Genomic DNA, 14,162 nt, shown 5'->3' on the forward strand with positions numbered 1-14,162 from the left:
ACGGATTGCCGGTGGCGCCATGAAGCGCGTTGCGGGTGTTGCCGCCCGCGCCCCATTCGGGGACGTTGGTCTTGCCGACGACGATGGCGCCGGCGCGCTTGAGCATCGCGACGATTGCCTCATCCTCGGCCGCGATGTTGTCGGCGAACAGCACGCTGCCAAAGCTCGTCGGCAGTCCCTTGGCGTCGATCAGGTCCTTGACCCCGAGCGGCAGCCCGTGCAGCGGGCCGAGCGCGTCGCCGCGCACCACGGCGGCCTCGCTCTCCCGCGCCGCGGCGCGCGCCGTATCGAACGAGCGCGCAACGATCGCGTTGACGGCAGGATCGATTGCCTCGATCCGGTGGATACAACTGTCCATTAGTTCGACCGGCGAAAGCTTGCGCTCGCCGATCAGCGCCCGCGCCGTTACCGCGGGCAGATCGCACGGCTCGGTCATGTCAGGATTACTCTTCCTTGATCCCGCCCTTGAGGGCCAGTTCCTTCATCTCCGCCGTTTCCTTGGCGATGAATCCCGGCCAGTCCGAATAGCGCTTGAAGCCGGGTTCGTAGCCAACCTTCTTGAAGCGCTCGATCACCGAAGGGCTCGCCACCGCCTCTTCCAGCACCGAGGTCAGGCGTTCGCGGATGGCCGGAGGGACTCCCTTGGGCACGACCACGGTACCCCAGGAGACGAGGTCGATATTGGGATAGCCGAGTTCGGCGAGCGTCGGAACGTCGGGCAGGAACTGCGAGCGCTTGGCGGAAAACACCGCGAGCGGGCGAACCGTGCCGGCTTCGATCTGCGGCCTGATCGCGATCACGGTGTCGACGTGGTACTCGATGTGCTTGCCTATCAGGTCGTTCATCGCCGGCGCGCTGCCCCTGTAGGGCAGGTGCACCATCTTGATGCCCGCACTCGATTTGAACAGCTCGCCGGCAAAATGCGAAATGGTCGCCACGCCGAAGGAGGCCAGCGACAGCTTGTCGGGATTGGCCTTGGCGGCGGCGACCAACGCCGCAACGTCCTTGATCGGATTGTCGCGATGGGTGACCAGCACCATCGTGATGGTGCCGGTCTGGGCGATCGGCTCAAAGTCCTTCGCGCTGTCGTAGGGCACGTTCTCCTTCACCGCATTCTGCAAGGTGAAGGTCGAATTCGAGCTGGAGAACAGGGTGTAACCGTCGGGCGCCGCGATGGCGACCTCCTTGGCGGCGATCGTGGTGCCACCGCCGGGGCGATTGATCACGATCACCGGCTTGCCGAGGCGCGTCTCGAGTTCGCCGGCAATGATGCGTCCGACGACGTCGGAGGCGCCGCCGGCCGGGAAGGGCACGATCAACTGCAGCGGCTTTTCGGGGTAGCTGCCTTGTGCTGCCGATATCGACGGGCAACCCGCCACACAGGCCGTCGCGATCGCGGCCGCCAGAAACATCCGTACCATTCGAAACAGGCCTCCTGTCTTCCTTAACCCCGGCAATTCGCGCCGGGGTTTTAGGCGACAGCCATCCCGGATCGATGGGGCAGCGTCCCTTGAATCGACCGCCCGATCAACCCTGTTTGTTAGGCCGTTACCACCCCTCCAGCACGATCTTGCCCCGCGACTTGCCGCTTTCCAAAAGCGCATGCGCGCGCTTCAGGTTAGCCGCGTTGATGGTGCCGAACGTCTGGTCGAGCGTGGTGCGCAGCACGCCCTTGTCGAGCAGGTCTGCCACGTCATTGAGCAGATGATGCTGGCCGATCATGTCAGGGGTCTGGAACGAGGAGCGCGTGAACATTGATTCCCAGTGCACCGAGATCGCCTTGCCCTTGAAGGCGCTCATGGTGAATTCCGGGGGATCGTCGATCAGGCCGAACTTGCCCTGCGGCGCCATGAAATCGGCGATCGCCTTGTAGTGCTGGTCGGTGAAGGTGAGGCTGGCTACCAATGCGACGGGTGGCAGTTTCAGCTTCTCGATCTGCTCCTTCATCGGCTTGCCATGATCGATCACGGCGTGCGCGCCAAGGTCGAGGCACCATTTCTGCGATTCCGGCCGCGTGGCGGTAGCGACGACCGTCAGCCCGGTGAGGCGGCGCGCGAGCTGGATCAGGATCGAGCCGACGCCACCGGCGCCGCCGGTGATCAACAGCGTACGCGGATCGAGGCTCTTGCCGGGCACGGCGCCAAGCCGGTCGAACAGCAATTCCCAGGCAGTGATCGAGGTCAGCGGCAGCGCCGCGGCCTGCGCGAACGACAGCGACTTCGGCTTTTTGCCGACGATCCGCTCGTCGACCAGATGAAATTCCGCGTTGGTGCCCTGGCGCAGGATCGAGCCGGCGTAAAACACTTCGTCACCCGGCTTGAACAGGGAGACATCCGGCCCGACGGCATCGACGATGCCGGCGGCGTCATAGCCCAGGATCTTGGTCTCGCCCTCGGGCGGGGCGGCGCGCTTGCGGACCTTGTAATCGACCGGGTTGGCGGAGATCGCCTTGACGGCGACCCTGATGTCGCGGCCCTTCGGTTCCGGCTTGGCGGCTTCGAAATCGAACAGCGATTGTGCGTCCTCGATGGGGAGCGATTTTTTGTATCCGACGGCCTTCATGTCCGTTCTCCTGCCTTGCTTGAGGTTGGTTGCCTAACTGTCGCGCTGGCATCCACTTGGCAAGTACTGTAAATTCGGGGAACTAGTCCCTGTTTGGATACTATTGGGAAAATCCCGGAAAAACCTCATGAAACGGCGAAATTTTGCCCGGCGGCCGGGCTGCGCGGTGGAAGCCACGCTCGACCTGATCGACGGCAAGTGGAAAGGCGTGATCCTGTTTCATCTCTTGGCCGGCACCCAGCGCTTCGGGGAGTTGCGGCGGCGGATGCCCGGGATTACCCAGCGCATGCTGACCAAGCAGCTCCGCGCGCTCGAGGAGGACAGGCTCGTGATCCGTAAGGTCTATGCCGAGGTGCCGCCGCGGGTCGAATACACGCTGTCCGAGATCGGCGAGAGCCTGCGTCTCGTCATCGAGACGCTGCGGGCATGGGGCGAGGGCCATCAGGAACGGCTGTCCTGCGCGCCGGCCTCCGACCCCGTCAAAGCGCCCGATCGCGCCGCGTAGCTGCCGTTATATGTACCGCTTTATCTTCTCTCGTTGCCGCCCCGCATCTATATGTGTGGCGCTCAATTCCGGGATTTTCGAGATGAATTTGATCCGCTCTTTCGCCCTGCTGCTGGCTTCAGTGGTCGTTGCAACGCCTGCGCTGGCGCAGGAGAGGCGCGTGCCGTCCTCGCCCGCCGAGCTGCGGCTGTCCTATGCGCCGATCGTGCAGCGCGCGCAGCCGGCGGTGGTGAACGTCTATGCCGCGAAAACCGTGCAGAACCGCAACCCGCTGCTGGACGATCCGGTCTTCCGCCGCTTCTTCGGCGTTCCGGGCATGCAGCCCGAGCAGATGCAGCGCTCGCTGGGATCGGGCGTGATGGTCGATGCTTCCGGCCTCGTGGTCACCAACAACCACGTCATCGAGGGCGCCGATCAGGTAAAAATCTCGCTGGCCGACAAGCGCGAGTTCGAAGCCGAGATCGTGCTCAAGGACAGCCGCACCGATCTCGCCGTGCTGCGCGTCAAGGACGGCAAGGAGAAATTCGCGACGCTGGACTTTGCCAATTCCGATGAACTCCTGGTCGGCGACGTCGTGCTCGCGATCGGCAACCCCTTCGGCGTCGGCCAGACCGTCACCCACGGCATCGTCTCCGCCTTGGCCCGCACCAAGGTCGGCATCACCGACTACCAGTTCTTCATCCAGACCGATGCGGCGATCAATCCCGGCAATTCCGGCGGCGCGCTGGTGGACATGACCGGCAAGCTGGTTGGTATCAACACCGCGATCTTCTCGCGCTCCGGCGGCTCGCAGGGCATCGGCTTTGCTATCCCGGCCAACATGGTGCGCGTCGTGGTGGCGTCCGCCAAGAGCGGCGGCAAGGCCGTCAAGCGGCCGTGGCTCGGCGCGAAGCTGCAGGCGGTAACGCCCGAAATCGCCGATACGCTGGGACTGAAACTGCCGAACGGCGCCCTGGTCGCCAATGTCGCGCCGAACAGTCCAGCCGCACGCGCCGGCCTGAAGCCGTCCGACCTGATCGTTGCGATCGAAGGGCAGACCATCGACGATCCCAACGCGTTCGACTACCGCTTCGCCACGCGGCAGCTCGGCGGCTCGGCGCAGATCGACGTGCAGCGCGCTGGAAAGGTCGTCAAGGTCACGGTGCCGCTGGAGACCGCGCCCGATACCAACCGCGAGGAAATCGTGCTCACCGGGCGCTCGCCGTTCCAGGGCGCCAAGGTCGCCAATATTTCGCCAGCGGTCGCCGACGAGTTGCATCTGGATTCGCAGACCGAGGGCGTGGTGGTGATCGAACTCGCCGATGGCGGGACCGCGGCCAGCGTCGGTTTCCAGAAGGGCGACATCATCCTGGCGGTCAACAACCAGAAGATCGCCAAGACCAGCGATCTCGACAAGGCGTCGAAGGCCGGCTCCAGGCTCTGGCGCATCGTCGTGGTGCGCGGCGGCCAGCAGATCAACGTGACGCTGGGCGGATGAGCCCGAAGCAACCCCGCGAGGCAGCCAATCTCTTTGCCGCGGCAGGGATGGAAGAGGATGCGCCGCGTCCGCTTCCCGACCGGCTGCGTCCGCGCGCGCTCGCCGATGTCGTTGGACAGGATCATATCCTCGGTCCCGACGGCGCGCTGACGCGCATGGTGGAGACGCGCACGCTGGGTTCGCTGGTGTTCTGGGGACCACCCGGCACCGGCAAGACCACGGTGGCGCGGCTATTGGCCGATGCCACCGAATTGCATTTCGAGCAGATTTCCGCGGTGTTCTCCGGCGTTGCCGATTTGAAGAAGGTGTTCGATGCGGCGCGTGCCCGCCGCGAGATGGGCAAGGGCACGCTGCTGTTCGTCGACGAGGTGCACCGCTTCAATCGCGCGCAGCAGGATTCGTTTCTGCCCGTGATGGAAGACGGCACCGTGGTGCTGGTCGGCGCCACTACCGAAAATCCCTCGTTCGAACTCAACGCCGCGTTGCTGTCACGGGCGCGGGTGCTGGTGTTTCATTCTCTCGATGCCGCCGCGATCGAAAAGCTCTTTGCCCATGCCGAAAAGGTCGAGGGCAAGAAATTGCCGCTCGACGCGGAAGCGCGCGCCGTACTGGTGCGGATGGCCGATGGCGACGGCCGCGCTTCGCTGACGCTGGTCGAAGAGGTCTGGCGCGCCGCGCGCAAGGACGAAATCTTCAACGCCGCGCAGTTGCAGGAAATTTTGCAGCGGCGCGCCCCGATCTACGACAAGTCTGCCGACGGCCATTACAACCTGATTTCGGCGCTGCATAAATCGGTGCGCGGCTCCGATCCGGACGCCGCGCTGTATTACCTCGCGCGCATGCTTGACGCCGGCGAGGACCCGCTGTTTTTGGCGCGGCGCGTGGTGCGCATGGCGGTGGAGGATATCGGCCTTGCCGATCCGCAGGCGCTGGTGATCTGCAACGCCGCCAAGGATGCCTTTGACTTTCTCGGCCATCCCGAGGGCGAGCTTGCGATCGCGCAGGCCGTGATCTATCTCGCCACCGCGCCGAAATCCAACGCCGCCTACAAGGCCTTTGGCGCGGCGATGCGCACGGCGAAGGAGGGCGGCTCGCTGCTGCCGCCAAAACACATTCTCAATTCGCCGACCAAGCTGATGAAGTCGGAAGGCTATGGCTCCGGCTACGAATATGATCATGACGCGCCGGACGCGTTTTCGGGGCAGGACTATTTCCCGGAAGCGCTGGGACGGCAGACGTTTTACGATCCACCCGATCGCGGTTTCGAGCGCGAGATCCGCAAGCGGCTGGATTACTGGGCGAAGTTGCGTAGGGAGCGGGACAAGCGCGAATGAACAGGTTCGAGAAGTATTTCAGGCCGGCCATTCGCGCCGTCGCATGCCTGGCGATGCTCGCGTCGCCGATTGCCGCTGCGGCCGATACCGTCGAGGTGGCGCCGGGTGTGCAGGTGACCAAGCGAAGCTATACGGCGCCGACCAACGAGCAGCCGTTCTTCGGATTCGCGGCCAAGAATTCGGAGGAGAAAGCCTCCGACGAGAAATTCGTCAGCGCCATCATCGGGGCGACCGGCTCGCGCGAAAAGGCGTTCGAGGAAATCACCATGCGCGGCTGGCGGGCGGTCAATACCGGCAAGATACGCGAGGCCGCGCTGCGGTTTAACCAGGCGTATCTCATTTCACCCGAGCAGAGCGCCGTCTATCACGGCCTTGCGGTGGTCGCTCAGTTTCGCTTCAACGACCTCGATGCCGCGGACGAACTGTTCAAGATTGCGCTCAAGCAGCCCCATCCGGTGAGGGCGCTGCGGGCCGACTACGGCCGCCTCCTGTTGATCGCCAAGCGCCCGCGCGACGCGCAGCCCGTGCTGGAGCAGGCGGTCAAGGACTCGCCTGATTTCGGCGATGCCTGGACCAATCTTGCGGTGGCGCGCTTTCAGAACGGCGACGCGGCAGCGGCCTGCGCGGCGGCGGAGGAAGCCGGCAAGAGGCGTCCAACCAGCAATTCCGGCAATGATCTGATGGCGGTGAGAAACGCCGCGCAATGCAAGTAGTGTTCGTGATGCGAGCGGGGCCACGCGGCGGCGCCCCGCTCTGAGGCATCAGTTCACTTTGGCCGGTGAGCCCTCGCGCATCCAGCCGAGGATGGCCTGGAGCCTTGCGACCACATCTCCGGTTTCCAGGACCTGCTGCATCTTGTCGATTCCGACTTCCATCAGCTGAACCACGACATCGGCGAGCACGCCCGGTTCGCCGGCGTAACGGTACAGCGACTGCGGCGGCGCGGTATTGGTGAAGCCCTGATACCTCTCAAAGATTTCGCGCGCGAGCATGAACGCTTCTGCGTCCAGGCCGCGCGTCTCTTCGATCGGTGCAACTTCGGCCGCCAGAAAGTCGCCGTCGACCGGTCGCACGATGGCGGTTCGCTCAGAACAGGAAACCTTCACGCGAAGGTCGCCGTGCGGCATCTCCGCGCGATGGATGATCTCGGCGAGGACGCCGACCGAATGAAGCGCGTCGAAGTCCGGATCATCGTCGTCCGGCCGCTTCTGGGTGACGACCAGGATTCGTCCGCCATTGGCGGCAGCGCTCTCGATCGCACGTCGCGTCTTCACGCGTCCGACAAAGATCGGCGTAATCAGTTGCGGAAAGAACACGATGTCCCGCATCGGCGTTACCGGAATCACCGTTCCGGCAGTGCGCGATCGGGCCCGCAATTTTGCGGCTTGAACGGAAACGGGTTGGCTCGACTGAATGGCCGCCGACAGCACGTTCCAATCGTGAAAGCCCAGGGTCCTCGCGACGAGTTCGAGGCTTTCACTGTGGCTGACGGAGATCGATTTGACTTTCAGCGCCTCGCGCAGCGTCTGCGCCATGGCCTTGGCATCGCGGAAATCACGCATGGGATAACCTCTGCTTCAGGCGAACGAGAATTGGGTCAGATGCTTGCGTTACTGACTCGTTCGCCGGGCAAAGGAGGCCGGGAGCGGCTCGATACGTTCGCCAGACCCAAAGGGTGCAAGCAGCGGGTCGTATCCACCGGATAGAAATATGCACGGTGCCTATGACGCTGTCAACGTGTGTCGCCGGTCTTCACACGTTCGAGAACGGTCGGCTATTTACCCGCTTTAACGAAATCAAGGATTTCATCGGTCAGCCGCGTATCGGCAGTGTTGATCGAATACACTTCCGACATGTGACTGTGCTGCGGCAGCAGGAGCGCGCGTGCGCATCCGCTCGCGCGTTTGCAACTCGCTTGCTTCGCGAGGTCGAATTGTAGCACGAAGCCTTCGGGGTCGAGTTCGGCGGCGGCCATCATCAGCGGGATGCCGGTGGTTGCCAAACCGGACAGCGAGGATCGTTCGACGTAGCGCGAGGGATCGTCGCCAAAGTAGGCGCGCTGGGTATCGGCGAGCGGCGTCGCGGTCAGGTCGTAAATGCCGGAGACCATGATTGCGCCGGCGAGCCCACCGCCTTTCACCTTGTGAAATTCGGGATGCGATACATAGTTTGCGACGTGAACCGCGCCCGCGGAGTGGCCCATCAGATAGATGCGCGCGGGATTGCCGCCGCGCTCGCCGATCTTGTCTGTAACCCACTGAACCGCGGCGGCCATATCCTCGGCGCCGGCCGGCCAGGGCGCCAGGGGCGCGAGGCGGTAGGTGACGTTGACGCCGACAAAGCCGTTCTTTGCCGCCCACAGCATGATGTTGTCATAGAACGGGCTGGTCGGTGTGGTCCGCTTGTTGCCGCCGACGAACGCGCCGCCATGGACGAACATCAGCACCGGCCGGGGAGGCGAAGCCGTCTCCGGCAGGAAAATATCGAGCAGGTTGCGGTCGGCCGGACCGTATTTGACGTCCCGCTCGACCTTGATGCCTTGATAGGGCTCTTTTTCCTGCAGCGGCGCGTAGAGTTCGACAGTCTTCGGTGGGTCGATGACGCGGCCGAGTTCCAGAAGCTTCCAGGCCAGATCTTCCGACATCGGGCTCTGCTGCGCGGAGGCCGCGCTGGCGAGGAGGGCCGCAACAATAGTCAAAGCCGATCTTGTCAGGGCCATCCGGTCCCCCCGTTTCCGCGCTGTTGGCTCAAGATGGCCGATCCCGCGGCCGATTTATACCGATTTCGCCGTGACGATTCGCTGCAATTGCGCTACCGAAAGGCACCCCTTTGGAGCTTGGATCAGATGAGCCGCCGCGACCGTAAACCGCTAGCCAAGTCGCGCAAGTCAGGCGACCGCCCCAAGGGAGCGACCCCGTTTCGCAGCAGGAAGCCAGGCGACCGCGTACAGAGCGACCGGCCATCCGGCAATCGCCCGCACGCCAAGCCCGCGCGCTTTTCCGAGCCGCGAGGCGAAAAGCCGGCTTTCGCGGCTGCCGAACTCGAAAAGACAAAAGTCGATTTGCCGCTGCCCACGAAAGTTCAGACCGTCGTCGTCACGGCGGACGAAAACAACATGCGCGTCGATCGCTTCCTCGAAGCGCGCTTTCCCGGCCTGTCGTTCTCGCACATCCAGCGCATCGTCCGGAAGGGCGAGCTGCGCGTCAACGGCAAGCGGGCCGACAGCAAGGACCGGCTCGAGGAAGGCCAGAGCGTTCGCATTCCGCCGCTGCGGCTCGACGCGCCGAAGGGGGCTGGTCCGCTCTCGGAAGCCGCTGCGAAGACGCTGCAGGCGCTGAAGGAGATGACCATCTTCGAGGATGCCGACGTACTCGTGATCAACAAGCCGGCGGGGCTTGCGGTGCAGGGCGGCTCCGGCATCACGCGCAACGTCGACCAGATGCTGGAGGTGATGCGCGACGCCAAGGGGCAGAAGCCGCGGCTGGTGCACCGGCTGGACCGGGAAACGTCCGGCTGTCTGTTGATTGCAAAAACCCGCTTCGCCGCCACCGCCCTGACCGGCTCGTTCCGCCACCGCTCCGCGCGCAAGATCTACTGGGCGCTGGTGGCGGGCGTGCCGAAGCCGAAGCAGGGCCGCATCTCGACCTATCTCGCCAAGGAGGAGAGCGAGGAGGACAGCATCATGCGCGTCGCCAAGCACGGCGACGAGGGCGCGAGCCACGCCGTGACGTATTATGCCGTGGTCGAGACCTCGGCGCAGAAACTCGCGTGGGTGTCGCTGAAGCCGGTCACCGGGCGAACCCACCAGCTGCGCGCCCATATGGCGCATATCGACCACGCCATCGTCGGCGATCCCAAATATTTCAACAAGGAGAACTGGGACCTGCCGGGTGGCCTGCAGAACCGGCTGCATCTCTTGGCGCGGCGGCTCGTGATCCCGCATCCGCGCGGCGGCGTGATCGACGTCAGTGCGCCGCTGCCGCCGCACATGCTGCAATCCTGGAATCTGCTGGGATTGGAGGCCGACCGCTTCGATCCGATCGAGAATGCGCCGGAGGAGTAGGGCCGGGCGGCCTTTTCCAGGCCTCGCGCGCAGCAATATCCATCAAGGCCGCGTCGCAGAGTTCCTGTAACCTGCGGGACGTGGTTTTGTTCGGAAAGGCTTTGCTCATGACCCGCCATTGGCTCGGCGCCGCGCTTCTCTCCTGTGCTCTCGCTGTTCTGCTGGGAGCCGTCGCGCAGGCTCAGACGCTCGTTCTCAAGGGAGGCCGCGTCTACGCCTCTCCGGATGCAACGCCGGTTTCCAACTCCGTTGTCGTGACATCGGCGGGCGTCATCACGGCCGTCGGACGCGTCGAGGAGGTGCAGATTCCACCTGATGCGCGCGTGATCGATTGCTCAGGCAAGACCATCGTCGCCGGCTTTTGGAACAGCCACGTCCATTTCACGGAAGCTGTGTGGAGGGACGCCGGTAACGCGCCGGCGGCACCCTTGACTGCGCATATGCAGGAGATGCTGACGCGGTGGGGCTTCACCACCGTGTGGAGTCTCGGCTCCAATCCCAGCGACTCGCTGGCGCTGCGCCGCCGCGTCAATTCGGATGAAATCCTGGGCCCCAATATTTTCCTCGTCGGCAGCATTTTCCCCAAAGACGGCCGTCCTGCTTATCTGCCCGACGCGCAGATTCCCGAGGCTGCCACGCCGGAGCGGGCGACGGAGATGGCGCGGTACTACCTGCAGATCGGCCTGGACGGCATCAAGCTGTTCACCGGCTCCTACAAGGGGGAAGACAAGCCTGTCGTGAACATGGACGCGGCCGTTGCCAGGGCCGCAGTCGATATCGCGCACGCGCACGGGAGGCCGGTGTTCGCGCATCCCCAGAATACAGCGGGCATCGAGGCCGTGATCGCCGCAGGCGTCGACGTGATGGCGCACACGGTCGCCAGGCAGCCGGGCTATCCTCCGGAGCAACTCGCGCGCTTCAAGCAGCAGGGGATTGCGCTGACTCCGACATTGTCCCTGTTTGCGAAGTTGCCCGTGCCGCCCGAGATCGCCGCGCGCATCGTCGACAACATTGTCGGCCAGCTCAAGAGCTTCTCTGAAAACGGCAGCACGGTTCTGTTCGGAACCGATGTCGGCTACATCCAGCTCTATGACACCACGCTCGAATACGAGCTGATGCGCCGCGCGCTGTCGGAACGCCAGATCCTGGCCTCGCTGACCACGAATCCGGCGAGCTACTTCAAGGCCACGAAGAAGGGCCGGGTTGAGAAGGAGTTTGACGCCGACCTCGTGGTGCTCGACGGCGACCCGATCGCCGATGTCACCAACCTCGCCAAGGTCGCGTACACGATCCGCGCGGGGAAGGTGATCTATCAGAAGCCGTGAAGCACCCTCGGTGGCAAACCTTGTGCGCCGGTAAAGGGAACCGGGCCCAGGCAGGCCAAAAACGGTCGCGTCTGCTCGTAAACCAACATCACAATTGATCGGCGCAACGGCCTCATCAGCTTTATTTGCATCGACCGTTATCGTATTGTCAGAGCTGAATTATTACCCAACCTCGGCAAGCTGAAATCACGACATGCGTGAACTATTCGATGACGTCGCCGGACATTCGCCACTTGATCCGCAGGAGTCGGTGCGCCGCGCCACGCGCGCGCCCCGGCGCAAGCGGTTCTACAAGGAAGCCGGCACCGCCGAGACCGAGGGCGGGTTTGCCGTCACGCTGGACGGCAAGCCGATCCGCACGCCTTCCGGCCGTCAGGTCGTTGCGCCCAATGGCGCCATCGCCGAACAGATCGCCGCCGAATGGAACGCGCAGGGCGAGACCATCGACCCGCTGACCATGCCGCTGACGCGCTTCGCCAACTCGGTCGGCGAGGTCGCCGACCGAGTCGATGCCGTGGCCGACGATGTCGCGAAATATCTCGGCACGGATCTGCTGTTCTACCGCGCCGGCCACCCCGAGGCGCTGGTCGCCCGAGAAGCCGCGTATTGGGACCCGGTGCTGGCCTGGGCGGCCAATCGCCTTGGCGCGCATTTCATCCTGTCCGAGGGCATCGTGCATGTGACCCAGCCGGAGCAGGCGATCCAGGCGGCACGCGCGGTCTTTCCCAGCGATCCATGGTCGGTGGCGGCGCTGCATGTGGTGACGACGTTGACAGGCTCGGCGCTGCTGGCGTTGGCGCTACAGCGCGGGGCCATGGATTCTGACGAGGTCTGGGCGGCCGCCCATGTCGATGATGACTGGAACGTCGAGAAATGGGGCGTCGACGAAGAGGTCGCAGCCCGCCGCGCCGCCAGATTCATCGATTTCCGGGCCGCGGTGACCATTTTGGACGCCCTGAAGGCCTGAGCGTCTGCCATCGGTTAAGCAGAGGTTTACGACGCCGGGGTAGCCTTGGCACCCTCGGCCGAGACCTCAACCATGGCGATTTCGATCAATCCCGTTCTGCCGGTGCTATCAGCCCAAGAGGCTGGCGGCATTGCGCCCGAGCTCGTGCTGCAGCCGGGCAGTGTGGTCAACGCCCAGGTCCTGAAAGTGCTCTCCGCCGATCTGGTGCGGATTGCGATCGACAGCCTTTCGATCGACGTCGCCACGGAAATTCCGTTGCAGCAAGGGCAGAACCTGCAGCTTGCGGTGACGCAGAACAAGGATGGCGGCATCCGCCTGGCCATGGTCGGGCAGGGCGGTAACGCCGCCGACGCCGTCACCTTGTCGCCCGACGCGCTCGTCGATGCCGCCGTCAGTCGGCCGGCCATCGTGTCGAAGAACGTGCTGACGCCGGTGGAGCGCGCTGCCGTCTCCGCGGCGGCGCAGGCGGCGGTGACCGAACAGGACAGCCTGGCGCCATTGTTTGCCAATCTGGGTGCTGCGGTTTCCTCCAGCAATCTGCCGCCGAAATTGCGCGAGGCGATCGCGCAGGTGCTGGCGCAGCAGACCAGCCTTGATCAGAATCTCGACGGCGCCGACATCAAGTCCGCATTCCAGAAGTCCGGAATCTTCCTCGAGGCCTCGCTGGCGTCGGGCACGCTCCCGCAAGGCGGCGTGCCCGATCTCAAGGCCGCGCTGATTGTGCTGCGCCAGACGCTGCAGGCGGCGCTCGGGATCAATTCGACCGCCACGCCGCCGGCGACATCGGCCGCGCCACAACCCGCCGCGGCTTCCACCGCGAGCCCCGCGCCGGTCTCGCTGCCCAATGTCGATGTGCAGGAACTCCTGCTGCCGCAGGCGCGATTGGTGGCCGAGAGTTTCACGCCGGCCGCCCAGGCCGGCCAAACTCCACTGGCACTGAAGCTTGGTGCAGGACCTTCAGCCGGCGCAACGCTGAACCTGCTGCAGGAAGCGCTGCAGCAACTCGGCGTCCCCGCGCGGGTCGCGGCTGCAGCCATGTCGAAAGACGGCAGGGGCGGCGACGTCACGTTCCAAACCAACACCCCGCCGCCGCCGATCCGCGGCGCGCCGCCGGCGGCACAACCCATTGCGTCCCCCACCATCGCGCCGCATGCGCCGCTCGAGGCAACCGCGCATCATCTGCTCGACGACACCGATGCCGCCATTGCACGGCAGACGCTGCTGCAGGTGGCTTCCTTGCCCGACCGCATCGACAATGCCGCGCCGAAGATCGACACCACGCTGCCGCGCTGGCACTTCGAAATTCCCTTCGTGACGCCGCAGGGCACGGCGATGGCGCAGTTCGAGGTTTCCCGCGATGGCGCTAACGAGGGCGTCGAGGCGGCCAAGCGGGTGTGGCGCGCGCGGTTTTCGCTCGACGTCGAGCCGGCCGGCCCGGTTCACGCGCTGATATCGCTCACAGGCGACAAGACCTCGGTGCGGATCTGGGCGGAACGACCGGCGACCGCAGAGCAACTGCGCGCCGGAATGCCGCAACTGAGCGAGGCGCTCAGCCGCGCCGAGCTGCAGCCCGGCGATATCGTAATCCGCGACGGCGCCCCGCCGCAGGCCGCGCCCGCCGCCCGCGCCGGCCACTTCCTGGACCGCGCGCTATGAGCGTCGACACCAGGAACAAGCTTGCGGTCGCGCTGCATTATGACAAGACCGGCGCGCCGCGCGTCGTCGCCAAGGGCAAGGGCACCATCGGCGCGAGGATCGTCGAACTCGCCAAAGAGCATGACATCCCGATCGAGGAGAACGAGGTGCTGGCGGGCGCCTTGTCCCACGTCGAAATCGGCGACGAGATTCCGCCGGAGCTCTACAAGGCCGTCGCCGAAGTGCTGATCTTCGTGCTGCGGCTGTCGGGGCGGATTCGCTAGAGCGTGCATT

At 64.7% G+C, this 14,162-nt stretch carries 14 protein-coding genes; 9 read left to right on the forward strand and 5 right to left on the reverse strand.

Annotated features, from left to right (window positions below; translation table 11 throughout):
• The 3 genes from CQ12_RS05155 to CQ12_RS05165 all read right to left on the reverse strand — a co-directional run.
• A partial coding sequence (locus CQ12_RS05155) for an amidase family protein (protein ID WP_245309737.1) occupies nt 1-436 on the reverse strand: 436 nt, incomplete at its 3' end.
• A 7-nt stretch (nt 437-443) separates the two neighbouring features.
• Nucleotides 444-1,421 carry a Bug family tripartite tricarboxylate transporter substrate binding protein gene (locus tag CQ12_RS05160; RefSeq protein WP_057834265.1) on the reverse strand — a complete coding sequence of 326 codons (978 nt, stop codon included), beginning with the start codon at nt 1,419-1,421 and terminating at the stop codon, nt 444-446.
• Nucleotides 1,422-1,548: 127 nt separating this feature from the next.
• A complete protein-coding gene (locus tag CQ12_RS05165) occupies nt 1,549-2,562 on the reverse strand; it encodes a zinc-binding alcohol dehydrogenase family protein (protein ID WP_057834266.1) in 1,014 nt (337 codons plus the stop codon).
• 127 nt (nt 2,563-2,689) lie between these two features.
• On the opposite strand from CQ12_RS05165, the gene CQ12_RS05170 reads away from it, so the two are divergent.
• The 4 genes from CQ12_RS05170 to CQ12_RS05185 all read left to right on the forward strand — a co-directional run bounded on the left by CQ12_RS05170 (nt 2,690) and on the right by CQ12_RS05185 (nt 6,591).
• On the forward strand, nt 2,690-3,067 hold the full coding sequence (locus tag CQ12_RS05170; protein WP_057834267.1) for a winged helix-turn-helix transcriptional regulator: 378 nt from the start codon (nt 2,690-2,692) through the stop codon (nt 3,065-3,067).
• 82 nt (nt 3,068-3,149) lie between these two features.
• Nucleotides 3,150-4,544, forward strand: a complete 1,395-nt coding sequence (locus tag CQ12_RS05175; RefSeq protein ID WP_057834306.1) for a DegQ family serine endoprotease — start codon at nt 3,150-3,152, stop codon at nt 4,542-4,544.
• Nucleotides 4,541-5,878 (forward strand): replication-associated recombination protein A, encoded by a 1,338-nt coding sequence (locus CQ12_RS05180; protein WP_057834268.1) that lies wholly within the window; start codon nt 4,541-4,543, stop codon nt 5,876-5,878. Before CQ12_RS05175 ends, CQ12_RS05180 begins: the two co-directional genes overlap by 4 nt.
• Nucleotides 5,875-6,591 (forward strand): tetratricopeptide repeat protein, encoded by a 717-nt coding sequence (locus CQ12_RS05185; RefSeq protein ID WP_057834269.1) that lies wholly within the window; start codon nt 5,875-5,877, stop codon nt 6,589-6,591. The genes CQ12_RS05180 and CQ12_RS05185 overlap by 4 nt, the downstream gene beginning before the upstream one ends.
• Before the next feature lie 48 nt (nt 6,592-6,639).
• Here the strand turns inward: CQ12_RS05185 and CQ12_RS05190 are convergent, their stop codons facing one another.
• Nucleotides 6,640-7,440 carry an LON peptidase substrate-binding domain-containing protein gene (locus CQ12_RS05190; protein WP_057834270.1) on the reverse strand — a complete coding sequence of 267 codons (801 nt, stop codon included), beginning with the start codon at nt 7,438-7,440 and terminating at the stop codon, nt 6,640-6,642.
• 212 nt (nt 7,441-7,652) lie between these two features.
• The gene (locus tag CQ12_RS05195; protein WP_057834271.1) at nt 7,653-8,597 is read right to left on the reverse strand and encodes an alpha/beta hydrolase; all 945 of its coding nucleotides are present in this window, start codon (nt 8,595-8,597) and stop codon (nt 7,653-7,655) included.
• A 126-nt stretch (nt 8,598-8,723) separates the two neighbouring features.
• Here CQ12_RS05195 and CQ12_RS05200 point away from each other — a divergent pair, with 126 nt between their 5' ends.
• From CQ12_RS05200 to CQ12_RS05220, 5 genes are all read left to right on the forward strand, one after another.
• Complete coding sequence (locus tag CQ12_RS05200) at nt 8,724-9,941, forward strand: RluA family pseudouridine synthase (RefSeq protein WP_057834307.1); 1,218 nt, start codon at nt 8,724-8,726, stop codon at nt 9,939-9,941.
• Between the two features lie 107 nt (nt 9,942-10,048).
• Nucleotides 10,049-11,266, forward strand: a complete 1,218-nt coding sequence (locus CQ12_RS05205) for an amidohydrolase family protein (RefSeq protein ID WP_057834272.1) — start codon at nt 10,049-10,051, stop codon at nt 11,264-11,266.
• Nucleotides 11,267-11,459: 193 nt separating this feature from the next.
• Nucleotides 11,460-12,233: an ATP12 family chaperone protein gene (locus CQ12_RS05210; protein ID WP_057834273.1), complete on the forward strand. Its 774-nt coding sequence runs from the start codon at nt 11,460-11,462 to the stop codon at nt 12,231-12,233.
• Nucleotides 12,234-12,305: 72 nt separating this feature from the next.
• Nucleotides 12,306-13,889: a flagellar hook-length control protein FliK gene (gene fliK, locus CQ12_RS05215; protein ID WP_057834274.1), complete on the forward strand. Its 1,584-nt coding sequence runs from the start codon at nt 12,306-12,308 to the stop codon at nt 13,887-13,889.
• Complete coding sequence (locus CQ12_RS05220; protein WP_057834275.1) at nt 13,886-14,152, forward strand: EscU/YscU/HrcU family type III secretion system export apparatus switch protein; 267 nt, start codon at nt 13,886-13,888, stop codon at nt 14,150-14,152. The genes fliK and CQ12_RS05220 overlap by 4 nt, the downstream gene beginning before the upstream one ends.
• Nucleotides 14,153-14,162 lie beyond the last annotated feature (10 nt).

The organism is Bradyrhizobium jicamae, from assembly GCF_001440395.1.
Lineage (GTDB): Bacteria > Pseudomonadota > Alphaproteobacteria > Rhizobiales > Xanthobacteraceae > Bradyrhizobium > Bradyrhizobium jicamae.